Origin of the sequence: Microcoleus sp. AT8-B5 (genome assembly GCF_036705565.1) — a bacterium.
In the GTDB taxonomy this organism is placed as follows: Bacteria; Cyanobacteriota; Cyanobacteriia; order Cyanobacteriales; family Microcoleaceae; genus Microcoleus.
In genome coordinates this window covers 61,149-83,552 of the sequence record NZ_JAUBUY010000014.1, presented here as the reverse complement: position 1 = coordinate 83,552, position 22,404 = coordinate 61,149, and the positions used below count along the sequence as shown (strand labels likewise).

27 protein-coding genes are annotated in these 22,404 nt (G+C 44.2%); 13 read left to right on the top strand and 14 right to left on the bottom strand.

Annotated elements, in window-relative coordinates; translation table 11 throughout:
• Positions 1 to 282: 282 nt before the first annotated feature.
• On the bottom strand, positions 283 to 696 hold the full coding sequence (locus QUB39_RS12170; RefSeq protein ID WP_333051777.1) for a slr1601 family putative cell division protein: 414 nt from the start codon (positions 694 to 696) through the stop codon (positions 283 to 285).
• 285 nt (positions 697 to 981) lie between these two features.
• Entirely contained in the window at positions 982 to 1,077 is a 96-nt protein-coding gene (gene psaM / locus QUB39_RS12165) for a photosystem I reaction center subunit XII (RefSeq protein ID WP_015174804.1), read from the bottom strand.
• A 472-nt stretch (positions 1,078 to 1,549) separates the two neighbouring features.
• On the opposite strand from psaM, the gene QUB39_RS12160 reads away from it, so the two are divergent.
• Positions 1,550 to 2,320: a DUF475 domain-containing protein gene (locus tag QUB39_RS12160; RefSeq protein WP_333209852.1), complete on the top strand. Its 771-nt coding sequence runs from the start codon at positions 1,550 to 1,552 to the stop codon at positions 2,318 to 2,320.
• A gap of 317 nt (positions 2,321 to 2,637) precedes the next feature.
• Here the strand turns inward: QUB39_RS12160 and QUB39_RS12150 are convergent, their stop codons facing one another.
• Positions 2,638 to 2,769 carry a hypothetical protein gene (locus tag QUB39_RS12150; protein WP_333270215.1) on the bottom strand — a complete coding sequence of 44 codons (132 nt, stop codon included), beginning with the start codon at positions 2,767 to 2,769 and terminating at the stop codon, positions 2,638 to 2,640.
• 25 nt (positions 2,770 to 2,794) lie between these two features.
• A complete protein-coding gene (locus QUB39_RS12145) occupies positions 2,795 to 3,529 on the bottom strand; it encodes a DCL family protein (RefSeq protein WP_333209854.1) in 735 nt (244 codons plus the stop codon).
• Positions 3,530 to 3,675: 146 nt separating this feature from the next.
• On the opposite strand from QUB39_RS12145, the gene QUB39_RS12140 reads away from it, so the two are divergent.
• Both QUB39_RS12140 and QUB39_RS12135 read left to right on the top strand, forming a co-directional pair.
• Entirely contained in the window at positions 3,676 to 4,095 is a 420-nt protein-coding gene (locus QUB39_RS12140; protein ID WP_333051766.1) for a XisH family protein, read from the top strand.
• Positions 4,080 to 4,415 (top strand): element excision factor XisI family protein, encoded by a 336-nt coding sequence (locus tag QUB39_RS12135; RefSeq protein ID WP_333051764.1) that lies wholly within the window; start codon positions 4,080 to 4,082, stop codon positions 4,413 to 4,415. The genes QUB39_RS12140 and QUB39_RS12135 overlap by 16 nt, the downstream gene beginning before the upstream one ends.
• Before the next feature lie 75 nt (positions 4,416 to 4,490).
• On the opposite strand, the gene QUB39_RS12130 is transcribed toward QUB39_RS12135, so the two are convergent.
• Positions 4,491 to 5,579, bottom strand: a complete 1,089-nt coding sequence (locus QUB39_RS12130; protein ID WP_333051761.1) for an ABC transporter ATP-binding protein — start codon at positions 5,577 to 5,579, stop codon at positions 4,491 to 4,493.
• A 126-nt stretch (positions 5,580 to 5,705) separates the two neighbouring features.
• On the opposite strand from QUB39_RS12130, the gene QUB39_RS12125 reads away from it, so the two are divergent.
• Positions 5,706 to 7,412, top strand: a complete 1,707-nt coding sequence (locus tag QUB39_RS12125) for an iron ABC transporter permease (RefSeq protein WP_333051757.1) — start codon at positions 5,706 to 5,708, stop codon at positions 7,410 to 7,412.
• Positions 7,413 to 7,680: 268 nt separating this feature from the next.
• Positions 7,681 to 8,202 carry a pentapeptide repeat-containing protein gene (locus tag QUB39_RS12120; protein WP_333209856.1) on the top strand — a complete coding sequence of 174 codons (522 nt, stop codon included), beginning with the start codon at positions 7,681 to 7,683 and terminating at the stop codon, positions 8,200 to 8,202.
• Positions 8,203 to 8,267: 65 nt separating this feature from the next.
• Here QUB39_RS12120 and QUB39_RS12115 read toward each other — a convergent pair whose 3' ends face one another.
• The 5 genes from QUB39_RS12115 to QUB39_RS12095 form a co-directional block, all read right to left on the bottom strand.
• A complete protein-coding gene (locus QUB39_RS12115) occupies positions 8,268 to 9,317 on the bottom strand; it encodes a Fe(3+) ABC transporter substrate-binding protein (RefSeq protein ID WP_333051751.1) in 1,050 nt (349 codons plus the stop codon).
• A 662-nt stretch (positions 9,318 to 9,979) separates the two neighbouring features.
• Positions 9,980 to 11,455, bottom strand: a complete 1,476-nt coding sequence (glgA, locus tag QUB39_RS12110) for a glycogen synthase GlgA (protein ID WP_333051749.1) — start codon at positions 11,453 to 11,455, stop codon at positions 9,980 to 9,982.
• A 197-nt stretch (positions 11,456 to 11,652) separates the two neighbouring features.
• The gene (locus QUB39_RS12105) at positions 11,653 to 11,952 is read right to left on the bottom strand and encodes a hypothetical protein (protein WP_333051746.1); all 300 of its coding nucleotides are present in this window, start codon (positions 11,950 to 11,952) and stop codon (positions 11,653 to 11,655) included.
• Entirely contained in the window at positions 11,949 to 12,137 is a 189-nt protein-coding gene (locus tag QUB39_RS12100; RefSeq protein ID WP_333209858.1) for a hypothetical protein, read from the bottom strand. The genes QUB39_RS12105 and QUB39_RS12100 overlap by 4 nt, the downstream gene beginning before the upstream one ends.
• 220 nt (positions 12,138 to 12,357) lie before the next feature.
• Positions 12,358 to 13,086, bottom strand: coding sequence for an AIM24 family protein (locus tag QUB39_RS12095; protein WP_333209859.1), 729 nt, complete (start codon positions 13,084 to 13,086; stop codon positions 12,358 to 12,360).
• Between the two features lie 180 nt (positions 13,087 to 13,266).
• Between QUB39_RS12095 and QUB39_RS12090 the strand changes: the two genes are divergently transcribed.
• Complete coding sequence (locus QUB39_RS12090) at positions 13,267 to 14,763, top strand: glycosyl hydrolase family 57 (protein WP_333209861.1); 1,497 nt, start codon at positions 13,267 to 13,269, stop codon at positions 14,761 to 14,763.
• 127 nt (positions 14,764 to 14,890) lie between these two features.
• Here QUB39_RS12090 and QUB39_RS12085 read toward each other — a convergent pair whose 3' ends face one another.
• On the bottom strand, positions 14,891 to 15,190 hold the full coding sequence (locus tag QUB39_RS12085; RefSeq protein WP_333051735.1) for a hypothetical protein: 300 nt from the start codon (positions 15,188 to 15,190) through the stop codon (positions 14,891 to 14,893).
• A 49-nt stretch (positions 15,191 to 15,239) separates the two neighbouring features.
• Positions 15,240 to 15,851, bottom strand: coding sequence for a DNA-3-methyladenine glycosylase (locus tag QUB39_RS12080; protein WP_333209862.1), 612 nt, complete (start codon positions 15,849 to 15,851; stop codon positions 15,240 to 15,242).
• 20 nt (positions 15,852 to 15,871) lie between these two features.
• Between QUB39_RS12080 and QUB39_RS12075 the strand changes: the two genes are divergently transcribed.
• The 3 genes from QUB39_RS12075 to QUB39_RS12065 all read left to right on the top strand — a co-directional run bounded on the left by QUB39_RS12075 (position 15,872) and on the right by QUB39_RS12065 (position 17,898).
• Positions 15,872 to 15,994, top strand: a complete 123-nt coding sequence (locus QUB39_RS12075) for a hypothetical protein (protein ID WP_006633228.1) — start codon at positions 15,872 to 15,874, stop codon at positions 15,992 to 15,994.
• A gap of 910 nt (positions 15,995 to 16,904) precedes the next feature.
• Complete coding sequence (locus QUB39_RS12070; protein WP_333051730.1) at positions 16,905 to 17,408, top strand: hypothetical protein; 504 nt, start codon at positions 16,905 to 16,907, stop codon at positions 17,406 to 17,408.
• 109 nt (positions 17,409 to 17,517) lie between these two features.
• Positions 17,518 to 17,898 (top strand): translation initiation factor, encoded by a 381-nt coding sequence (locus QUB39_RS12065; protein ID WP_333261237.1) that lies wholly within the window; start codon positions 17,518 to 17,520, stop codon positions 17,896 to 17,898.
• Positions 17,899 to 18,324: 426 nt separating this feature from the next.
• On the opposite strand, the gene QUB39_RS12060 is transcribed toward QUB39_RS12065, so the two are convergent.
• Positions 18,325 to 18,945: a group II intron maturase-specific domain-containing protein gene (locus QUB39_RS12060; protein WP_333051724.1), complete on the bottom strand. Its 621-nt coding sequence runs from the start codon at positions 18,943 to 18,945 to the stop codon at positions 18,325 to 18,327.
• Between the two features lie 296 nt (positions 18,946 to 19,241).
• On the opposite strand from QUB39_RS12060, the gene QUB39_RS30575 reads away from it, so the two are divergent.
• The 3 genes from QUB39_RS30575 to QUB39_RS30565 all read left to right on the top strand — a co-directional run bounded on the left by QUB39_RS30575 (position 19,242) and on the right by QUB39_RS30565 (position 20,403).
• Positions 19,242 to 19,493, top strand: a complete 252-nt coding sequence (locus QUB39_RS30575) for a hypothetical protein (RefSeq protein WP_445299485.1) — start codon at positions 19,242 to 19,244, stop codon at positions 19,491 to 19,493.
• 104 nt (positions 19,494 to 19,597) lie between these two features.
• Positions 19,598 to 19,822, top strand: a complete 225-nt coding sequence (locus tag QUB39_RS30570) for a hypothetical protein (RefSeq protein WP_445243038.1) — start codon at positions 19,598 to 19,600, stop codon at positions 19,820 to 19,822.
• A 263-nt stretch (positions 19,823 to 20,085) separates the two neighbouring features.
• Positions 20,086 to 20,403, top strand: coding sequence for a hypothetical protein (locus tag QUB39_RS30565; RefSeq protein WP_445243039.1), 318 nt, complete (start codon positions 20,086 to 20,088; stop codon positions 20,401 to 20,403).
• A gap of 288 nt (positions 20,404 to 20,691) precedes the next feature.
• Here QUB39_RS30565 and QUB39_RS12050 read toward each other — a convergent pair whose 3' ends face one another.
• Complete coding sequence (locus QUB39_RS12050; RefSeq protein ID WP_015174783.1) at positions 20,692 to 21,039, bottom strand: hypothetical protein; 348 nt, start codon at positions 21,037 to 21,039, stop codon at positions 20,692 to 20,694.
• A gap of 241 nt (positions 21,040 to 21,280) precedes the next feature.
• Between QUB39_RS12050 and QUB39_RS12045 the strand changes: the two genes are divergently transcribed.
• On the top strand, positions 21,281 to 22,201 hold the full coding sequence (locus tag QUB39_RS12045) for a cation diffusion facilitator family transporter (RefSeq protein WP_333051721.1): 921 nt from the start codon (positions 21,281 to 21,283) through the stop codon (positions 22,199 to 22,201).
• The last annotated feature ends 203 nt before the right edge of the window (positions 22,202 to 22,404 follow it).

Below are 22,404 nucleotides of genomic sequence, written 5' to 3'. Positions count from 1 at the left end.
GCCACGACAGACAAGAATGATCTAAAAAATTTTTTACTTAGGAATGAGAATTAAATAACTTCCACTCTTGAAAGTGGGATGGGCTCTTATAGCCCGTCATGAGTGGACGGGCGGGACGCCCATCCCACAATAACAATTAAAATTGTAAGTTATTTAATTCGCGATCCTTAAAAGTGATATCACGTCCGACATATTCATCTGTAATTGTTCGCTGTGCGAACCAATGACATACAAGAATGATGCACATCGGACGTGATATCAAAACCCAAAACAGCCGTTCCCTTAAGGTTGGGGGGTTGATTCCTCGGCTTCGGGTACATTGGGTTCTTGCAAAATCACCGGACGCTGCTGCGGGTCAGCTTGGTTGCTTTGCTCTTGCATCACAGTTTTAGCAAGACTAGGGTCAAAGTAGCGGTTAAAATCCGATCGCGAGCGATCGACTCGCCCTTGGGTAAGATTGACTTCAGCTTGGATTTCGTGCAATTTTTCTTGCACCGCCCGGTAGTGAGGCCAAAGCTGAAGCAAAGCAGAAGTGGCACAGACTGAAAGTACCATGTTGACTGCCAACTTGACCCCTGTTTCGGCCGCGAGGGTTTGGTGAGGGTAGGAACGCTGGCGGCTGCTGCGACGAGGAGTAACCCGAGGGGATTTTTTTACGGGACGCAGTGGGGTAACGGGGGGTTGAATCGCTTGCATAATTTTTTTTCAAATACCTGAGACTGACGTTTTAGAGTTCAACAGAGCAAATTCTGAGCTTAACGCACACTCGCCGCTGTTTGTCAGGGTGCTGACAGCCAAAATTGTTGAGACAAAGGTGACGCCTGAAGACGGAATTTCCCCATAAAAATGCCTGCCCTTGCAGTCTCGTCTTGCTGAACACAAACAATCTACTGCACTGGGGCAGCAATTGTCTGTATCTGTAATGCGAGAGATTTAACTGCTCAGGCAGGCGTTTTGCGGTTCGCAACTGTTGTCTGGAAACTATTTGTACAGTTCAGTTGACAGCCGGAAAGCCAAGATTCCGGGAATCAAAGCAATTACGAGCGCTACGTAGACTTGGGTATCTGTTAAAGACATATTCGCAAAACTCCTTTTCGCGGGGACGAGCTTTCACCAATTTGAGACAAATTGGCGCTTTTGGGAATCATTTGTTACAACTTGCAACACAAATGGTGCGTCCGGGGAGGAGTGGGGCAGTAGCGCAGTGGCGCAGTGGCGGAGTTTTTGAGTGTCGGAGGGGGAGAATTTTGGTGTTGGATAATTGCGGGATGATTTTGATTGTTTTGTGGGATGGGCCCATGAGCCCGAAGGCGTGTATTTTCGCAGCAGGCGGAACGCCTAACCCACAAGAAGCCTCCTCAAGTTGTGCAACGCCAGAATTTTTCCTTGTTTCCTGGGACTGCTTCCTTCGGAGGTTGTTGGGACGATCGCCTCCCACAGAATTACCGCGTTAGGTTAAGATTTAAGTGAAGGTGAAACTAATGTTAGACAGAGCGGGTAATTTGCGCTGCGCTCGACCCTTGCCAATCTTAGGTGCACAAAATAGTTAATGATAGATCAATTTCTCGACGCTACACCCAATTTTGGAGTTGACGGCTTTTTCTTATTGTTGGTTTTGGTGGCTTTGGAGGCTGTACTTTCGGCTGACAACGCGATCGCCCTGGCCTCTATTTCTAAAGGTTTAGAAGATGCCAAGGATCAGCAAAAAGCTCTCAACTTGGGTTTGATAATTGCTTTTGTACTGCGGATCGCCCTAATTTTAACTGCTACTTGGGTGATCCAATACTGGCAGTTTGAACTGCTTGGTGCTCTCTACCTGCTGTGGCTTGTTTTCCAACATTTTACTTCAGAGACAGACTCCGAAGGAGAACATCACGGGCCCAGATTTGCGACTGTGTGGCAAGCAATTCCCATGATTGCTTTTACGGATTTAGCGTTTTCTTTGGATAGCGTGACTACTGCGATCGCTGTTTCTGACGACACTTTTATCGTCGTAACAGGCGCTACTATTGGAATTATTGCCCTGCGATTCATGGCAGGGTTGTTCATCCGCTGGCTGGATGAGTTCGTTCACCTAGAAAGTGCTGGTTACATTACAGTTGGGTTCGTGGGAATGCGATTGTTGGTGAAAGTAATTAATCCCGATTTAGTTCCGCCGCAATGGCTGCTAGTTTCCAGTATCGTCTTGATGTTTGTCTGGGGATTTTCTAAGCGTACTCCTGAGCCAGTCGAGATTGCAAAATCTCTAGAAATGGCTCTGAATCAGCCGGATTCAGAAGTTGCTGTGCCAGAATCGCAAGGACAGAAGTCCGAAATTTAACATACTTTCATTTGAATAAAATTAGCTTAAATCTGTCAAACCAACCAGATTGAAGGCTGGTCAAAACGTGCAAAAGCCTTTCATCCCCAGACTAAAGTCACCGGGATGAAAGGCTTTTATGTTGTAATATCGTTTCCTTCAGTAGCCGATCGAACTTATGGGAGTAAAATGGGGCCTATGGGAAGGCAGTTATCAAAATCAGACTCAGCAATGGTTAGAGTGGTGGGATAGCTAGGGGAATTCGTTGCTGACGGGGTTGGTGGCATATTGGCGATCGATCCGGATCTGATTTGATCCTTGGTGGTGGCTGTATTTTTTTAGGATAGGAAAAGAGGGCGATCGGTGGGAAGGAGTTGCGGGCGATCGCATTTCACCTGTCGGGAAAAAATGTAACCTTCCTGTTGAGTGGCTGCCAGAAAAATTCGCGATGCACCAGAAATCTGAGTCAATCCACTCCCACAGGGATGTGATACGTCAGTCACCTACAAGTTCATTAGGAATCAATACAGGATTACGGCTCTTCCGAATTCTCTCCGAGCCGCCAAGACTAAGATTTTGTTCCGCTTTAATAACCCTAAGCTGCGCCATTTTATGATGATATCGTCGAAACTTATCCTTTAACTCTTGATCAATCATAGTTGTTTGAAACTGGGCATCCTGGGACATTAACAACATTTCAGGTTTTATTTCAATATCATTAGCGCCAATAAAAGTGTTCACAAGAACCTGAAATGTCAAGGGCTTTTTATGGTCAAGATGGCTCTCATAAATAGCTACTTTATCACCAGTAATATCGCATTCAACTCTTCCATCCTGATCGGCAAACTTTTCAAAGAATATTTTTTTAGTTAGCCGAAGATCATCTTGAACAGCAGCACGGCAGGCTTCTAAAAAATCTTGATCAATAGACTTTACTTTAGCAGAAATCGCTGTGCGATAAGAAAAATCCGTTCGAGAGCCATCTGTTCTTTCTATCCAAAAGCAACTTGTCGGCATATCTGTTCTATCTTTGTACAAACGTTTTACACCACATCCAATCTTTTTATCTGCTTCAGGATGGCGCTCCAGAAGAGCTAGTAACATATCGCGATCATCACCTGCTATGCTTTGACCATTTCGATAGCGCTCCAACATATTTCTGAAGTGTTCAATAGCATCTTTCTGGAATTTGAACTCTATTCCATTGAGAACAATTGGTTGCCTTGCCATTTAAACTCCCTACCAGTTTTATATGACGTATAACTTAAATTGTATCGCAGATGTGTTACCCTATATCATAATAAGCGATATCTGCAAGACATAGGAGTTCAAAAAGTCCCTGCTTATCTTTCCTAACCTCAATTCTCGAATGTCGAATGTCTAGACGCGATAATTTACACTTCTCTCTACGTCGCACCCTCGAAAAAGACGGGTGGACAATTACGGACGATCCTTTAGTCTTAGTGTTAGAACAGACACTTTTGAAAGCCGACTTAGGAGCAGAAAAGTTTTTTACTGCGGAAAAAGAAGGGCAGAAAATCGCTGTTGAAATCAAAGACTTCGATTCAGCCTCAGTCATCAGCGAACTGGAAAAAACGATGGGACAGCTTCAGCTTTACCAATGGGCATTGGAAGGCCAAGAACCGGAGCGTCAGTTGTTTTTAGCTGTGAGCCAAGCCATCTACATTAAACACTTTCAAAAACCGATTTTTCAGTTAGCCGTCCAGCGAAATAAAATCAACTTATTAGTTTACGAACCAAGTCAAGAGGTGATTCTCCAATGGATAACTCACTAAGCTATGCAGACATCCTCAAAAAAACCCTGCAAGAAGCAACTCGCACCCAACCCCGTTTACAAGCGATCCAGCTTTACCCCGTCTGTGATGTCGATTCGGGTCAGTTTCTGATTCTGGCTACAGGCTGGGATAAACAGCGCTGGATTGACACGATTCTGTTTCATGCTCGTTTAGTCGATAATCAAGTTGTAATTGAAGAGGATAACTTCGAGGAAGGTCTAAGCCAAGCGCTGATTGCAGCGGGTATAAAAGCAGAGGATATCGTGACTAGCCCCTTCCCTGACAACAGCGATAGACAGAAAACCTATCAGGCAGTATAAGGAAGAAGGAAGAGGGGGAAACTCCGAGATGGGAAGAGGGAGAGGATTTTTCCCCTACTAGCAATTAGCCATTAGCTATGGCTTAGGCTTACCGACAAAGAAAGCTAAGGGAGAATTATCACCACAAGATAACCGAACTTTAGAACCAATGGGAAAAACATTCCCTGTGGTTGTGAGTGCATATAACTTTTCGCCAGAAGGTGTTTTTAAACAATAACGATTTTCTCTGCCTAAAAACTGACGATCGCAAACCACAACAGGCGAATCTTCATCTAAGTATAAACTCCAGTCTTCCTGCCGGATCATCAATTCTCCTTGAGTAGAAACATCACAGGGAACTTGTGAACATGAATCTCGTTTAACAGCAAAACAACCTACTTCTGTTTCCCAAAAATCCTGCTTCAGCGATGCAGACACAAAATTAGCTTGCGTCACAAACTCAGCCACAAATCTAGATGCTGGTTCTTGATAAACTTCCTCTGGAGTGCCAAACTGTTCTAATTGGCCTTGACGCATCACCGCTACCCAATCTGAAATCGAAAGTGCTTCTTCGCGATCGTGGGTGACAAATACACCAGAGGTTCCCGTTGCTTTGAGAATCTCGCGGACTTCCTGACGCAATCTTAACCGTACTTGTACATCTAAATTACTCAACGGTTCATCTAGTAAAATAATCGCAGGTCTAGGGGCTAAAGCACGGGCCAGGGCCACTCGCTGTTGCTGACCCCCCGATAATTCATGGGGATAACGATTTTCCAATCCTTCTAATCCCACCAGCGCTAATGCTTCGGTGACACCTTTCTGAATATTATGCTTTGACTCTTTTCCTTGATGTGTCAAGCCAAAAGCTACATTTTTCGCGACTGTCAAATGGGGGAAGAGTGCATAGTCTTGAAACACCATACCAATGTCTCGCTGTTCCGGCGCGACTGACATATTAACACTGGCTACAGTTTTCCCTGCTAGGGCGATCGTCCCTGCTTGTAGCTGTTCAAAACCCGCAATTAACCGCAGCAACGTTGTTTTCCCACAACCCGATGGCCCCAACAACCCCAGTATATCTCCCTGATGTAAGGTCAGGGTGACAGATGCCACCGCAGGTGATGCAGCTTGGGCATACTGTTTTGTTACACCATCCAAATGCAGAATTATCGGTCGAGCCATTATTGCTATAAATAATCAACAACTTACTATTCTACAATATACCAGTTTAGTGAGATTAATTATCATAAAGGCTTGACAAATGTTTACAACTACTGATAAACTAGCAGGCTAGACTTTTTACTAGCGATGAAAAATTCCCAAAAATCACTACAGCAAACAGGAATCAGGACAATCCAATGGCGATCGACCTTACGCGGTTTATCGGCGAGTGGGTGGACAGTTGCAATTATCGCTTTAGCATTGCCGATCGCCATACCAGTGATCAGTGTCTTATCCAGTATCTTTTTTGAAGCTAAAGATACATGGCAACATTTAACCGATACAGTTTTAACCCGTTATATCATCAACTCTTTTTGGTTAATGATCGGTGTAGGCTTGGGTGTTGTCGTGATTGGCGTAGGATGTGCGTGGCTAGTAACAATGTGTCGCTTTCGGGCCAGTCGCGTATTTGAATGGGCATTACTGTTACCCTTAGCTGCCCCAGCTTATGTCCTAGCTTATATTTATACAGACTTTTTAGAATTTTCCGGCCCAGTTCAAACTGCTTTGCGTTCTATTTTTGGCTGGAGTTATGGAGACTATTGGTTTCCTAACGTGCGATCGCTCCCTGGAGCAATCTTAATGCTAATCTTAGTTTTATATCCCTACGTCTACCTATTAACAAGAGTTGCCTTTTTGGAGCAATCAACTTGTACCCTAGAAGCTAGTAGAATACTTGGCTGTAGCCCTTGGCGGAGTTTTATGACAGTTGCCTTACCAATGGCAAGACCCGCAATTGTAGCAGGTTTAGCACTGGCTTTGATGGAAACTCTCAACGATTATGGTACTGTTCAGTATTTTGGAGTGGATACATTCACCACAGGTATTTATCGGACTTGGTTTGGCATGGGAGAACGAATTGCAGCCAATCAATTAGCGGCGATGCTATTATTATTTGTTCTGGGTTTAATATTACTAGAACGCTGGTCGCGGAGTCGGACTAAATATTATCAAGCTAGCAGCCGCTATCGCCAACTACAAACTTATCAACTTAAAGGAATTAGGGAAATCTTAGCGGTAACTGCTTGTTTGATGCCGCTGTTTTTGGGTTTTTTATTGCCAGGATGTCTTTTAGTAAAGTTGACCTTAGCTAATTGGCAACTCACCTTAGATGAACGCTTTTGGATATTTGCCCGTCATAGTTTAATTTTGGCAACACTGACAGCAATTTTAGCCGTAGTTATTGCCTTGATTATGGCTTATGGGTTACGGTTATATCCTAATTTAGGAGTGCAGTTAGGCACTAGAGTTGCGGCAATGGGCTATGCTGTACCTGGATCTGTGATTGCAGTTGGGATTATGGTTCCCATTGGAAAAATTGACAATCTATTTGATAGTTGGATGCGTGAAAACTTTGGAATTTCTACAGGCTTGTTGTTAAGTGGTACGATCGCAGCTTTGGTATTTGCTTATATAGTTCGCTTCCTTGCTGTTTCTTTAAATGCGGTGGAGTCAAGTTTGGGCAAAATCAAGCCTAATTTAGATGATGCGGCGAGAAGTTTGGGTTATAGCCCGATGCAAACTTTAGTTACAGTTCATACACCAATGATGACGGGAGGTTTACTAACTGCCATGATGTTAGTATTCGTTGATGTAATGAAAGAGTTACCTGCTACTATAATTATTAGACCTTTTAACTTTGATACCTTGGCTGTGCGAACTTATCAACTTGCCTCAGATGAGCGATTGGCTGAAGCTTCTGGCCCAGCATTGGCAATTGTTTTAGTGGGGATGTTACCGGTTATTTTATTAAGTTGGAAAATTGCGCGATCGCGCAAGTCTTCAACACAATAACCGCCAAATCTCTTCCCTGCTTGCACAGGTGATTGATTCTTTTAAAGCTATAGTCCGACAGGGGTTGAAACCCCAGTCTCATAGCTAAAGTCCGACAGGGGTTGAAACCCCTGTCTCATAGCGAAAGTCGTCTGAAGACGACTATACAGCTAGGATTTCAGTCGGTTTCAACCGACTTTAGCTATAAGAGGGGGAATTTATTCCCTGGCCGGTTTCAGGAGAATGTATCAACCCTTCTTCCATCTTCTTTTTACCTTTACAAATCAAGATGATTAATAAAAACTTAGCAATGTTTCACCGCACTACTGGCACAATCTCCTTCTTACTACTTACTGTTTTTGTCACCTTTGGATGTCAAAAACAGGCGGCGGGTCCCCTCGAAACATTACAAAAAACTAAGCAATGTCCAGGATGTGACCTGACTGATACCAAATTAAGTGACATTGATTTAACAAGCGCTAATCTCAATGGTGCTAAGTTGGAAGGTGCTATGCTAGAAAATGTCAAACTTAATGAAGCCTTACTCGATAGCGTCAATCTCAAAGGTGCAAATTTAAAAGGTGCTTCTCTGGAAAAAGCAGGTTTATTTTCTGCCGATCTCACAAATGCTGATTTGAGTAATGCAAATCTCAAGGGGGCTTTTTTGCGAGGTGCAAAACTAAATAATGCCAATCTTAGTAATGCCGATTTAAGTGAAACTGACTTAAATAGTGCTGATTTGACTGGGGCTAACCTCAAAGGGGCAAACCTGAAAGGCGCTATCATGCCGGATGGTAAAATTAAAAATTAAAGTTGATGGGATTCGGCGGTTGAAACCGCCGAATCACAAAGAGTAGCTTCTTGTTCAAAAAGCCTCTATTTCCATCCGGCGCGATCGGCAACCTTTAAAGCTTCGGGGTTATTTTTCCCAAACACATCAGGGTTGAGAGGGTCAGATTTGAATGTACCAAAACTTGCCACTACAGGATCGATCGCCACACCTGAAATCACAGGGTATTCGTTATTACTCCTAGCAAAAAGCTGTTGTGCTTCGCGGCTGGCTAGGTGTTCCAAGAATTTGATCGCGCCTGCTTTGTTACGGGAGGTTTTGACTACACCGCCACCACTAATGTTGACGTGGGTACCGCGATCGCGTTGGTTGGGGAAAAATACACCTACTTTCGCCGCGATCGCTTTTTCTGCTGGATCTTTCGATTTCATTAAGCGAGCTACATAATAGGTATTAACAATGGCAAGATCGCCTACCCCATCAGCAACAGCCTTGATTTGTGCCGTATCATTTCCCTCTGGAGGACGCGCAAAATTAGCCACCAATCCTCGCGCCCAAGCTTCTGTTTTTTGAGCTCCATGAGCTGCTAACATAGCGCCAACCAGAGACTGATTATAGATATTAGTGGACGATCGCACTAAAACTTTGCCTTTCCACCGAGGTTCTGTCAGCGCCTCATAGGTTGACAATTGGGCAGGGTTCACCTTGCTTTTGTTGTAAACAATCACCCGTGCCCGGCGCGATAGACCAAACCAGAAACCTTGAGGATCTCGCAAACTTGCTGGAATTGCCGATGTCAGGACTGTTGAAGAAACAGGTTGCAGAATACCTGCTTGTTTTGCCCGCCACAAACGCCCACCATCCACCGTGATGAAAACATCAGCGGGGCTATTTGCGCCTTCACTTCTGATCCGTTCAATTAGTTGGTCAGCATCCGCCTCAACGAGGTTAACCTTGATCCCAGTTTTTTTGGTGAAGCTTTGGTACAACTCATTATCAGTATCGTAGTGACGTGCTGAATAAAGGTTGAGAGTGCCGGTTTGGGCTGCGACAGGGGCTTTTTTGGTTAGTTCCCCCACGGCCACGACAGCCATTGCTGTACCGCTGGCAAGAAAAATACGCCGAGAAATGCTCATTGTTCTATAATGATAGATTTTTTCATCTGGTAATTGACACGATGGTCTATCTACAGCCATCTATAGTCATTGCTTTACTATATTAATGCAAGTAATTCTTATTTGATGATCGAGAGCGTAACTATTTTATGGCTGACGCACTGCTGGTCAATCGATTTTAGATTTTAGATTTTAGATTTTAGAGGCGACCCCACGGATAAATGCTCTTTCTTGAGGATTTTCGATTTGAGATTGGGGATTGATTCCACGGATAAATCACGTGGCGGGTACCACATGAAGAAATTCGTGGTCAGAAATCCGGTCTCGACTTCGCTCAACCGGCAGTTTTTTTCCGAAAAGACTTGGTTATAAGCTGTCGGGCATCTTGCGTTGTATTTTTCGGGCGGGCGGGACGCTAGGGCCCCTACTCCCCACAACAATTTCATCTGAGATGTTGCACCATTCTCAATAAGCCTTTTATGAACAGGCTGGACGGCCTGTGAAGCGAGAAAACTCATTCTTTGTGGAACGGGCCCCAGAGCCCGTTCTTGACAATGGTGCAGCATCTGAGATCCTAAGCTGTCAGGCATTTAAATTGCATATTCAGGGCGGGCTAGACGGCCCACCCCACAAGACTTAGATTGTTTGTTGACATTCTATTTAAATGCTGAACAGCTTACGGATTATTTGTGTCTAATTAGCTCGTAAATTTCCACATAGTCTTTAGCTGGATATTTCCACGAATTGTCACAATTCATGCCTTGAAGCATGAGTTTTTCAAATTCATCATGATAGTCATACCACAATCCGATCGCCCGATCGAGCGCCGACTCCAAAGCGTAGTAGTCAGTTTGGTAAAATACGTAACCGTTGCGTTCTTCCGGTAGGTGGCGGGTGTCGTAATCTCGATCGAACACAGTATTCACCAAACCGCCAACTCCCCGCACCACAGGAACAGTGCCGTACCTCAACCCAATCATCTGAGTCAGCCCGCAGGGTTCGTAATTACTGGGAACCACAATCATATCCCCACCCGCGTAAATTAAGTGCGACAGTTCCTCATTAAAACCTAGTTCTAAATGGCAGTCTGGATTATCATTTAAAAACTGTCTTTCGTGCTGGAAATGATCGTTAATTCCCGCTTCCGTCGCGGAACCCAAAAGCACGAATTGCGCCCCCTTACTCAGAGAGTAATAAATTGCATGGTGGACGAGATGGACACCTTTTTGGTCGTCCAAACGACCGATAAAGGTAATAATAGGCTTGTCAGCATCGCGCAATAACAGCCGATCGCGCAAAGCTTTTTTAGTTTTGGCTTTTCCTGCCAAATCCTCCTGATTGTAGTGGTGCGGAATATAGCGATCGGTCTCAGGATTCCACACATCGTAATCAATGCCGTTGAGCACCCCGCGAAACTTCTCTTGATATAAATGCAATGTGTGCCCCAAACCGTAGCCACACTCGCCCATATGAGCTTCCCAAGCATGGTGGGGCGAAACCGTGGTGACAAAGTTCGAGTAAACAATGCCGCCTTTCATAAAGTTGATAGCAAAAGGGTTAAAGTTATCTCGGAGGCGATCGTAATCAAAATAATAATCCGGTCTGTGCAAACCCGTTGCTTCCAAAATATCGCCACCTCCCATGCCTTGATGTTTGAAATTGTGAATGGTATAGCAGACTCGCTGATATTCCATCCAATTGTATTTGTAAATTTCAAACAGCAAGACTGGAACCAAACCAGTTTGCCAATCGTGACAGTGAATCACATCGGGACGCTTGTTGCTTCTGAGCAAAAATTCCAACGCGGCTTTGCTGAAAAATGCAAACCGCATATTGTCGTCATTGCACCCGTAATAACAGCCGCGATTAAAAAAGTTATCTTGAGAGCGAGGTTCGATGAAAAAACACAACTGCCCGTGCACCCAGCCGCACAAGACATCACAGAGGATTTCGCCGCCGTACCAGGGCACAGCCAAATCCCGGTAGGCCTCGTGAAGTCCCCAAATGTGGTCGTACCTCATGCAGTCGTACTTCGGTAGAATAATCTCGACGCAGTGGCCGGAATTCTGCAACTCCCGACTCAAGCCGTAAACTACGTCGCCCAAACCCCCTGCTTTGATGACGGGGGCGCACTCCGAGGCAATTTGTACAATGTACATTTTTTTTCTCGCTCCTGGATGAATCAAAAAAATATTTTCTTAACATGACAAAGTATATGGTTTCTCGCCAAATAAGCAAGTAGGCCATTGGGAATACAGGGCGATCGGGCTCCCAGAAGCCGAATTTGCGGCGGTTGCGATCGGCGATATCGTTTCGGCATGGCTGCAACTCGATCGCAAATTCCGCAAAACATAACTCATCTTCTCGCATTTGTCAACTCAATCTTTTGAGTCAAATCGCCATTTGTCTCGTCTAGTTCCGAATAGCGATCGAATAACTCACTCAAAGCTTCTTCTCCAACAATTTCTCCATTACTGACAAACTTCTCTACCTCCACCGAACCATCACTCAAAAATTCTATTTCCCACCGTTCCCCAGGTACAGCTACAATTACCATCAGAGCTTCATCGCGATGATGCGCTAAACTGTAATCGATAGCCTGTTTTTGCAATTTTTGCAAAAATAATATTACTTGGTCAAATCCATTATTTTTCATCTATCAAATCTCCGATCGCTCAACAATTTGCGAACCATCTTAAAGCCTGGGATATTTTCTTCAGCACCTCTTTCTATTTGCTCCCATATCATTTCGCTAAATTCTTCCCAACTTGGCGAATTTGCCGGAAGCTGTGCTTGTTTTATACTACCTTTTTTACCTTTGAGAATCTCAGACACTTTCATGCCTGCAAATTTGTGTGCGATGTTTCTTCCTCCTTATCTTAGGATCGCGAATTAAATAACTTACAATTTTAATTGTTATTGTGGGATGGGCCTGAAAGCCCGTCCACTCATGACGGGCTTTCAGGCCCATCCCACTTTCAACAGTGGAAGTTATTTAATTCTCATTCCTTACATAAATTCCACTCATAATTCTCATACCGCTCGACAAAAATGCAACAACTTATCCCAAACCCATAGCATCATTTTCACATATTAATAATTTACCTTTCCCCTGATAATACCAAACATAACCCTCTCCACCGCCTTTGCCAAAATGACCTAATTTTCGATAATCTTCTTCAATCCCCTTGGTAAATCCTTTAACCAAATCGCAATCAGCTATCAAAGTTTCACCTTGTTTGAGTTCGACAACCTTAGCCGGTGAAGTTGTAGCGGCTATAACAGTAGCTTTTTGCTCGCGCAAAGCTGTAACAGCAATTCTCCACCTACCGTCATTAGAAGCAGCCACTTGTCGGAATTTCAATTTTTTAGCACCGATAACTACATTGTCCGAACAAAACTGAAATATACCATCATCAAACTCCCACTGCTCCGCATCCGAAAGCTCGATCGGCGTATAATGCAGGAAATGCCCTTTTTGTCTCGGTTCCAGTTTCACCGTACCAGTTCCTTGATATACGGGAGCGTTGTAGTCCATTTCCGTAGTCAACGATACCCACATATCTTTTAAACGGTTATCGGTTTTATAAACACCGGAAGTCAATTTTCCCATACACCAATGCAGCGCACCTTTTTGAATAATCGCTCCCGAATTGTTCAAGTGAATTTCCGCTTGCTGAACGAGGGGAATATTCTTAGTGGGATGATAAAACTTGTTCGTTTCTGGATTGATATTATTTTGGATGTACCACAAATCCGTCGGTTCCAAAACCTTGATTTCGTATTTCATAATTTACCTCGCCTATTTACCTGAAATGTGTTAAACATTTTACCCAAGATAATGAGCTTCCGCGCTCCCGGACTTATCTTGTGAAATTTATCTTTTGCAGGCATATTCTGCTACTCTTAAATCTTACAGCTATCTTAGCAATAGCAGACAGCGCCCCTCCCCAATTGTTGAGAAAAATTTATGCCTGCGATCGCACAATCTCCCAATTTACCCATTTTACAAGAAATCAACTCAGGATTACCCAACATTTGCGGCTCCGAAGCGGAAATCAGTGCCGCAGCCAATAGCAACGAACCAATCTTTCTACCTACCACAAATCTGCGCCTGGAAAATATTCAAGCCGGATTCGCCTGCGCGCTACATATGCACCAACCGACAATTCCAGCAGGTGCAAACGGCGAACTGATCTGCAATCTCCAGCATATGTTTGAACATCCCAACCAAGGAGATAACCACAACGCCGGAGTCTTTGCTTGGTGCTATTCTCGCATGGGAGAATTCATTCCCCAACTAATTGCTGAAGGTTGCAACCCGCGAATTATGCTCGACTATTCGGGCAACTTATTGTGGGGATTGCGCCAAATGGGACGCGACGATATCTTTGATAATCTCAAGCGGATTACCTGCGATCCTCAATATCAACCTCACGTAGAATGGCTGGGGACAATGTGGAGTCACGCCGTCATTCCCTCAACTCCAATCCCCGATATCAAGCTCCAAATTCAAGCATGGCAACATCATTTTGCGGCAATTTTTGGCATTGATGCTCTGAAGCGCGTCAAAGGTTTTTCGCCCCCAGAAATGCACTTTCCAAATCACCCTGATACACTTTACGAATACATCAAAGCTTTGAAAGAATGCGGCTATCGCTGGCTGATGGTGCAAGAACATTCTGTAGAAAATCCAGACGGTTCGGGATTGTCGCAAGACCAAAAATATATTCCCAACCGTTTGGTTGCCCGCAATTCTCGCGGCGAAACAATCAGCATCACTGCTTTGATTAAAACTCAAGGTTCGGATACGAAATTGGTCGGTCAAATGCAGCCTTATTACGAAGCCAAAGGACGGAATAAGCAACAAATTGGTAGCGTCACAGTTCCTTCTTTAGTCACTCAGATTGCCGACGGCGAAAATGGCGGCGTGATGATGAATGAATTTCCCAGCGCCTTTGTCAAAGCTTGGCACGAAAACCGCGAACAAGGCGGCGGAAAATCCGGTGTTGTCGGTTTAAACGGCACTGAATATTTGGAGATAATTGAAGCGGCGGGTGTTAATCCTGATGATTATCCGATTTGTCAAGGGGTTAACCAGCACAAAATCTGGCACCTAGTCGATGCTGATAGTGCAACGCCGGAAAAAGTGGAAAGTGCGATCGCCCAACTCAAGCAAACCGACCATAATTTTCACATGGATGGTGCTTCTTGGACAAACGATTTGAGTTGGGTGAAAGGCTACGAAAATGTCTTGGAACCGATGAATCTACTCAGCGCTGCATTTCACAAAAAATACGATCCGCTGGTGCAGCAAGATGCCACCGTTACTAAGCAGTTTGAATACCAGCAAGCTTTGCTTTACAATTTGTTGGTGCAAACAAGCTGTTTCCGCTATTGGGGACAGGGAACTTGGACTGATTACGCCCGCGAACTTTACAACCGCGGCGCTGCTTTAATGAAGTAGGAGAATTTATTGTAAGGTGCGTCAGAAACAAATTGTTCGATCGGTATCAAATATCGGCGCTGACGCACCCTACGCCTGTTGGCAAAGTCCGAAAAATTACCAATTAGTAATTACCAATTACCAACTCCTACATTTCCTGCATCAGCCGCAAGTAATTCTGCCGCATCTGCGTCATATTTTCCATCATTCTATTAGCCATATCTTTCTCAACATCGCTCATTTGCTGCCAAAATAAGGCAGATCGCCTCGCCATAATTGCTTCTTCCCATAGCATCTCCAAAAGTTGCGCCGCCATTGGGTTTTCAGCATCGATAATCCCACACAATTGCTGGAATGCCCGGTTGGCTTCACTGTGACTACCAACATCCTGAGCCAGCGTCAGGCATTTTTTGAGTTGGACGATCGGGTTTTCAGAAGAGTAAGCCATAATTTCACGAAGATAAGCTACAAAATTTACGCTGATACCTTTGACATTACTAGAGTTGTGACACAGCCGTACAGTTCCCTACATACCAGCGCCAAGGCAAATCCATGCCTTGAGAAATCCCGATCCGCGTAGTTTGGACAAAATTTATTGTACCCTCCTCCACAGCTTGCTGAAATTGCTCGCTCCGGTGTTCCAATCGCAGCGGTTGGCCTGCACCCAAGGGAAAACCGCTTAAAGTTCGATCGATCAGCAGTACCTTACACAGTTTCCCAGGCCCGGCGGCGAGGCGCGATCGCTTCTTCTCAGGAATTGCAGCGAATTCTTGGGGAACCACATCTACCTGCAAAGCTCGAATCAGCACACCACTAGCAACTCCCTCTGCATCCGTCACCACGTTAAAACAGTGATACATCCCGTAAATTAGGTAAATGTAGCTCATACCCGGAGGCCCGAACATCACCTCATTGCGAGGAGTGCGTTGTCGGTAAGCGTGACAAGCGGGATCTCCGGGCCCGTAAGCTTCGGTTTCGACAATCATTCCCCGAATCGTCTCGCCGTCAGGAAACTGCCGCACCAGCGAGCATCCCAGTAAATCTGGCGCTACGCTGGTAGATGGCCGCGCCAGCCAAAAAGATTCTACAATCTGAGTATTTGCACTCACTCAACAACAGCAGGTAAATTATGGACGTTAAGTTAGTTTTAGCAGTCTTGACAGCAGTTTTCACCGTTTGTTGTCTGTTCTTTGGCACAAAAAACGGATTCTACGATACTGACAAGTATCACGGTAACGGTTCTGCTCACTAATTTTAGGCGATTGTTAGTTGCTTAAAAAAACCGCCGCCTGTCAGTCAGTCGGCGGTTTTTTTTATGAACCACAGAGGCCACAGAGGACACAGAGAAAGAGAAACAGAGAGCGGAAAGAATGAAAAGAAGTTGACAAGTAATGACACACCAGATTGTTTTATGGGCTGCCATTAAGGGTGAATTTTGCCATCTGGCATTTGATTTTCTTGCAAGCTAGGATTCTCGAATTCGGCCCATCCCGGCAAATTTAAGCGAACTGTCGCTCGCCGCACTGTTTGGTTTGCAGCAATTCCTTGAGTTGCTTTTGTTGGTTATAAAAAATTAGATTTTTTGCCACAATAAATACAACTGCGATCGACAATCCAGCAGTAAATAAATTATTTATTTTCCTAAATATCCGAAAAGCTTCGCGGGCTTTGTCTCGCTGTTAAGAGATTTCTACAATAGTGCGATCGACCTCTCCACAATTCCCACAAAAAAATACAGGCATCTCCCACAAGCAGTCTGGCGAAATTAAACACCGCCTAACTTATAAATCCCGCCTCCTTTCCCTCGCTAGTGCTGCTTTGAGCTTGGCACTCGCCCCCCTCCGTCTGCTTCACTTTGCTTTGAGCAGTCCATAAACGGAATTTATTTTTACCCGAAGGCGCGCATTTGCATATACCTCCAGACTGAAATAAAAGAAACTTTATTTATATCCCTGGAATGAGTAAATCATCAAGAGATTTGAGGATGATTAATCTAGAAACGCAATACCGTACCTGCGCTGTTGATAAATTCTCAGCAACTACTTTTTTGGTCAAAATTGCTTTGAGAAATTAATTTACTCTAAAAACAGTTGGCAGCAGCTCAGGTTCCTTAACCTCGCCAGAACACACCCTACCTATAATCCCGACAATTCGGAGCGGCAATGAACACAATCAAACCCGAACCCAAAAGATCGCGCTTCATGGCTCTGCTGCTGACAACGCTGCTGACCTTTCCCTTTGTGAGTGCTTGCGGTTCTGACGAGCGAACTTACGCTCCCCCGCCTCCTGTTGACAACACTCGCGCTGGAGGAGTGCAAACTAATCGCGCCCCCACTCCTTCCCCACAAGCGAAAAAAGGACTGAGCAATGCTCAAAAAGTAGGGATTACTTTAGCAGGAGCCGCCGCCCTTTACTACATCTACAATCAGTACAAAAATAAACAAGAAAAGGGGCCGCAGGGAAAACATTACCTTTCCAAAAACGGTCGCGTTTACTACCGCGATGCCCAGAATCGCGCGGTCTGGGTAACGCCCCCGCCGGGAGGAATTACAGTTCCGGAGTCCGAGGCAGTGCGTTACCGCGAATTCCAGGGGTACAACAACCAAAATACTGGTCGAGACCTTACTAGCTTGCCTGAAGCTACAAGTCCTGTTCCGGCACAGTAGTCTAAGCATTTTAGATTTTAGATTGCAGGTTCCCTGACTTTCAATTAAATGTGGGATTCCCAATCTAAAACAGTCGTTTTTCAACACCTAAAAAAAGAGGAACTTTATCATGGTAGACGGATTTTTGCGGAAGTTAAAAGATGCGATCGTTGGGCCAGACAGCGAGCAATTCGATCCTGACGGCAATTACCAAGATGCCTCAAATCCCGGACAGTACGGCAACGTGACTCCAGCTAGCCAAGACCCCTACGGCGACCCCGCAGACTACGGACAGTACGGCAACCTGACTCCAGCCAGCCAAGACCCCTACGGCGACCCCGCAGACTACGCCGGTACCGACTACGGACAGTTCGGCAACCTGACTCCGGCCAGCGAAGACCCCTACGGCGACCCCGCAGACTACGTAGCGGATGCTGGAATGTTCGGCAACCTGACTCCGGCCAGCGAAGACCCCTACGGCGACCCGGCGGATGAGGAAGGGTTTAGTTAACTACCAGCCGGGAAGTCTTGGGCGTATATTTAGAGGGGATTAATCAGAGCGCGGAACCCCGTACCCCGTTGGGAATTACTCCTTGGGATGAAAGGCTCGTCGGGTTTCGGTACCGAAACCGACAATTATTCTTTTATACCCCAAGATGCTCGGGAAATACTCTGATACTATATTAGCGAGTGGGGGTGGAACTACCTCACTATAAAAAGCCTTTGAAAAAAAGGAAAAAGAAGCCTGCGGTCTAACTGTACTCAGTTGACCGTCAGGTTTGTTCACTTGATTAGAGTCGATGCCTCAATTGCTTGAGGACACATCTCCTTCAATTAGGGTCGATGCCTGTGTTACCACACGACACCTCTGGTTCAGAACGCGGACGTGCAGCTTTCACTGCATCCGGCTCCTAGTCTGACACCTAGTAAGTCGGGTTTAACCCGCTGTTCGGACTCTCACCTGACCATGAACGGTCTGATGCTGGTGACATTCACGATGTAGAACTTCCAAATTTATAGGTTTCCAATTGTTATGGTTGCCGTCGATATGGTGTAGTTCTGCAATATCACCTGACATGAACGATATATTACATTCTGTACATTTGTGATTCTGTTTCTTGAGAAGTCGTGCCGTTATCCCATCGTAGTGAGCATTCTCTCGTTTTGACCAATAAACAAAATCGCCATCATAGGGTGATTTATCTCCCTTGACAATGACAAACTTGCAGGCTGACCAACTAACCGCAGGAAGTGCTCTTTTTATAACCTTATTGGTTTGATAACGGTTGTATCTTCCTTGTTTCCGAATGAATTTCCATAACCAATAGCGCAGTGACCACAGGTTGTGTTGACTCATATCGCAGAATCTATGGTAATTTCTCCACCCTCTTAGCACCGAACCACAGTTGTTGATTCGATGTTCGAGAGTGAAACGACTATCTTTTATCACTTTTTTAACTTTTGCCTTAATGCTAATTGTAGCTTTTTGACTTGGTGTTGAAATGAATTTACCCGACAGGTTTAACTGAGAAGTTCCACCCAAGGAAGTCGCAACCATCTGTACTATGTACATTTGTGACAAATTAAGAAAAAGTGCAAATTGTCAAGGGGGTAGACCAACAAAGGTAAAATGGGATGAAACCTTTACCGGGCAAGCAGTTGAGCGATAATTGAACCAGTTATGAGTCGCAAAAAACGAATCAACCGAGATCATGAAAAGAAAAAAAACGTCCCCAAGTAGAAAATGAAGTAATCGCGAATCACCTGGAAGATTTATTAATTCCGGCAATGGCGGCCCAAAAAAGTTTTTATCGGCAACTAAATCTAAGAGATAGAATTCTGACACTACCATTAATGATGGCAGCAATATTAAGTTTATTATGGCGACCCGTAGCAGGAGTAACAGAATTAACCAGATTATTAAATAGAGAGGGATTTTTATGGTGTGAGCCACAAAAGATTAGTCAACAAGCATTATCGCTCAGATTTTTAACTTTGACCGCATTTTTATTTGAAAAAATATTTAAACAATTACTACCTCATTTTCGACAAAAATGGTTAACAAGAAAATCAAGACCATTACCAGATAGCGTACAATTTGCCTGAAAAAACTTTTAAAATATCTGGATAGCTGACGGCTCAACATTAGAAGCATTGTTTCGTAAACTCGAAATTTTATCAGATGTGCCAATTGGTCAATTAGCCGGAAAATGGGAGTAATCATAGACCTAGTAACTCATATTCCCGAAGAAATTTGGTTTGGGAAAAATCCCAAACAAGCAGATACTAATTGGGAGGAAGATTTACTAAAAACAGTTAAGCCTAAAACCTTACTATTATTGGATCGAGGCTTCTATCACTTCGCTTTTTGGTCACAAATAATCGAGCAAGAAATTGGATTGCTCACTCGAATTAAGAAAGGTGCATTTTATTAAATCGAGCGGGTATTAACCAATACTTATGATGTCAAATACCAGATAATTAAAATAGGTGCAGGCACAAAACAGACACCATATCTGACTATAATTTTAGTACAAATTAGCTCCAAGACTTCCTGGCGATTTTATCTAAAAACTGTCCGAAAACCCGAAGTATTGCCCCCTATGTAGTAGCAGATTTATATCAAAAACGCTGGCGAATAGAAAACGCATTTTGTACAGTAAATAGACTCCTAAATTTAAGTTATTTATGGACAGGTTTGTCCAACGGAATCCCGATCGAGATTTGGGATACTTGGCTATTTTATGCGGTTTTGGTAGACTTAGGAGATGCCGTTGCGGATGAATTAGGAGTGTCAATGGAACGTGTTTCATTAGAAATGATTTATCGGGGAAGGTCTCATTTTTCTGTGGCATATCAAAAAGGATTAGCTTCTGACCTAGTTAAGTATTTTGCCTACGCTAAAAATCAAGATGTAGGGATTGTTAAGCTAGGCATGAAAACCTCATGTCAGGCTAATTATTTCTCCTTTCCATGGAACTCAAAGAAGTCCCTAACAATTTTTTTTCAACAATAAAGGAACAAATGGAGTCATATTTTAATTGGGTCAACAGGTAAAATATGAGTAAGATTACTCATTGACAATAGTGCTTTTAGCTTAACTTGTGAGTAATGCTCAATTATCGATAAAAGAAACCTAGCTGACGCACCCTACTGAAGCCAATTAGTCCTAGGGTGCGTCAGAAGAGAGTCTCTTAATTATCGATAAAAGAACCCTAGCTGACGCACCCTACTGAAGCCAAAACCCCAATGATTCTAATGGGAATTTAACCTTGACAAACGGGCGGGTTTCAGGTTGAGATTCTCAACCGACTTGTTCGATATACTGAGCGAGATCGTCACGCAGGCGGCTGAGTTCGGCTTCGGTGGTGACGCGCACGCGATCGTCCCTAACCGTAATCAGCACTTTCGCAGCAAAAGGAGTTGGCCAGATATTCGGGTTGCAGAAAACCTCCAAAAAGACATCTCCTGCATACCGATATTCCATCGGTTTTTGGGGAGAAGCTTTAGCGCCAGCGGTTTTGGCTGCTACAGCTTTCAAGCTTTCCATCAAAGCTGCAATTTCGCTTTGCAAATCCCGCGCGGCTTGCGGGGAAAAGCTAAAGGAGACAGAACCTTCGACTAAATTCAGTGTCAGCGGAGAAAGAGACATGGGCAATGAAATTTAACATACTATTGTTAATGATAAAATATACAATAACCTAAAAGAAGTACCAGCCAACTAAATTGGGCGGCGAAACTGCTATTAATTAAAATTTGTCTCAAGAAGCTAGGCTAAATTAATGAATATAAATCTAGTCGCAAGCTAGATTCAGCAAGAGTTTTAACCTGTTATGACTTGATAAGCTTTAAACTAGAAACCAGAAAACTTGACGGCCGAGCGAGGAGATTTTATGGTTGCCGATAACCGTTCCGAAGTCCGCAAGGTTTTAATAATTACTTTATTGCTAAATTTGCTGGTGATGGCAATTAAAGCAGCCGTGGGATGGCTGACTGGTTCGCTCAGTTTGCTGGCAGATGCTTTGCACAGCGTCACGGACAGCGCTAATAATATTTTAGGATTGGTAACTAATCATTATGCCAATCCGCAGCCCGATCGCGATCATCCCTACGGACACCAAAAATTTGATGCTCTCGGAGCTCTGGGAATAGCTGCGTTTCTGGGAATTGCCTGTTTTGAAATTCTCAGCGGTGCTGTTGAAAGGCTGATTAACGGGGGTAAAGTTGTCAAAATATCCCCAAATGAACTGTGGATTTTGTTGATTGTACTGGGAATTAATATTTTTGTCACTTTTTACGAGCGCAGGGTTGGCCAACGTCTCGGTAGCGCGATTTTAGTGGCTGACGCTCAGCACACGATGAGCGATGTTTGGGTGACAATTATGGTCATCGGCGGGTTGATTGGTGTTTGGCAAGGGCAGGTTTGGAATATACCTCAATTACAATTCCTGGATGTGTTTTTGTCTTTTCCTGTGGCTATTTTGGTGTTTAGCAGCGGTTGGAAGGTTTTAAGGGAAAATCTGCCTTGGTTGGTGGATGAAATGGCGATCGCACCGGAAGTTATTCACGCGATCGCGATCGATGTACCGGGGGTTGTCAACTGTCACTCGATCGCCTCCCGTGGTGTGGTAGGGCGTCAAGTATTTATTGAGATGCACATGATTGTGGATGCTGTCGATGTAGAAACAGCTCACCGGATTACAGAAGAAGTAGAAGCCAGTTTGGAAGAACGTTTCAGCCCTGTACGCATCTTAATTCACGTTGAGCCGCCGGCTTACAAGTCCGACCAAATTAGCTACGATTCTGAAAAATGAAGGCACAACCAGTGATTTTGACACGGATACACGGATTAATTGAAGAATCGGGAAAGTATTTTTACTTACCGCAATTCCTCCAATTTTTTAAATCCTATCAATCGGGTGAGAGCGATCGCACTTAATTTAGTAGCAGTTTTCCACAGGAAAAGGGGGGTTTTCCACAGAAATCGGCAAGTTTTCCACAATAACTTTGATAATTA

Coding starts and splice junctions, on each gene's coding strand:
- QUB39_RS12140 (WP_333051766.1), top strand. CDS start 3,676: ATGTCTAGACGCGATAATTTACACTTCTCTCTACGTCGCACCCTCGAA.
- QUB39_RS12105 (WP_333051746.1), bottom strand. CDS start 11,952: ATGAAAAATAATGGATTTGACCAAGTAATATTATTTTTGCAAAAATTG.
- QUB39_RS12125 (WP_333051757.1), top strand. CDS start 5,706: ATGAAAAATTCCCAAAAATCACTACAGCAAACAGGAATCAGGACAATC.
- QUB39_RS12115 (WP_333051751.1), bottom strand. CDS start 9,317: ATGAGCATTTCTCGGCGTATTTTTCTTGCCAGCGGTACAGCAATGGCT.
- QUB39_RS12100 (WP_333209858.1), bottom strand. CDS start 12,137: ATGAAAGTGTCTGAGATTCTCAAAGGTAAAAAAGGTAGTATAAAACAA.
- QUB39_RS12070 (WP_333051730.1), top strand. CDS start 16,905: ATGAACACAATCAAACCCGAACCCAAAAGATCGCGCTTCATGGCTCTG.
- QUB39_RS12145 (WP_333209854.1), bottom strand. CDS start 3,529: ATGGCAAGGCAACCAATTGTTCTCAATGGAATAGAGTTCAAATTCCAG.
- QUB39_RS12130 (WP_333051761.1), bottom strand. CDS start 5,579: ATGGCTCGACCGATAATTCTGCATTTGGATGGTGTAACAAAACAGTAT.
- QUB39_RS12095 (WP_333209859.1), bottom strand. CDS start 13,086: ATGAAATACGAAATCAAGGTTTTGGAACCGACGGATTTGTGGTACATC.
- QUB39_RS12060 (WP_333051724.1), bottom strand. CDS start 18,945: ATGGTTGCGACTTCCTTGGGTGGAACTTCTCAGTTAAACCTGTCGGGT.
- QUB39_RS30570 (WP_445243038.1), top strand. CDS start 19,598: ATGGGAGTAATCATAGACCTAGTAACTCATATTCCCGAAGAAATTTGG.
- QUB39_RS12065 (WP_333261237.1), top strand. CDS start 17,518: ATGGTAGACGGATTTTTGCGGAAGTTAAAAGATGCGATCGTTGGGCCA.
- QUB39_RS12050 (WP_015174783.1), bottom strand. CDS start 21,039: ATGTCTCTTTCTCCGCTGACACTGAATTTAGTCGAAGGTTCTGTCTCC.
- QUB39_RS12160 (WP_333209852.1), top strand. CDS start 1,550: ATGATAGATCAATTTCTCGACGCTACACCCAATTTTGGAGTTGACGGC.
- QUB39_RS12135 (WP_333051764.1), top strand. CDS start 4,080: ATGGATAACTCACTAAGCTATGCAGACATCCTCAAAAAAACCCTGCAA.
- QUB39_RS12090 (WP_333209861.1), top strand. CDS start 13,267: ATGCCTGCGATCGCACAATCTCCCAATTTACCCATTTTACAAGAAATC.
- QUB39_RS30575 (WP_445299485.1), top strand. CDS start 19,242: ATGATGGCAGCAATATTAAGTTTATTATGGCGACCCGTAGCAGGAGTA.
- QUB39_RS12075 (WP_006633228.1), top strand. CDS start 15,872: ATGGACGTTAAGTTAGTTTTAGCAGTCTTGACAGCAGTTTTCACCGTT.
- QUB39_RS12045 (WP_333051721.1), top strand. CDS start 21,281: ATGGTTGCCGATAACCGTTCCGAAGTCCGCAAGGTTTTAATAATTACT.
- psaM (WP_015174804.1), bottom strand. CDS start 1,077: ATGTCTTTAACAGATACCCAAGTCTACGTAGCGCTCGTAATTGCTTTG.
- QUB39_RS12170 (WP_333051777.1), bottom strand. CDS start 696: ATGCAAGCGATTCAACCCCCCGTTACCCCACTGCGTCCCGTAAAAAAA.
- glgA (WP_333051749.1), bottom strand. CDS start 11,455: ATGTACATTGTACAAATTGCCTCGGAGTGCGCCCCCGTCATCAAAGCA.
- QUB39_RS12120 (WP_333209856.1), top strand. CDS start 7,681: ATGATTAATAAAAACTTAGCAATGTTTCACCGCACTACTGGCACAATC.
- QUB39_RS12085 (WP_333051735.1), bottom strand. CDS start 15,190: ATGGCTTACTCTTCTGAAAACCCGATCGTCCAACTCAAAAAATGCCTG.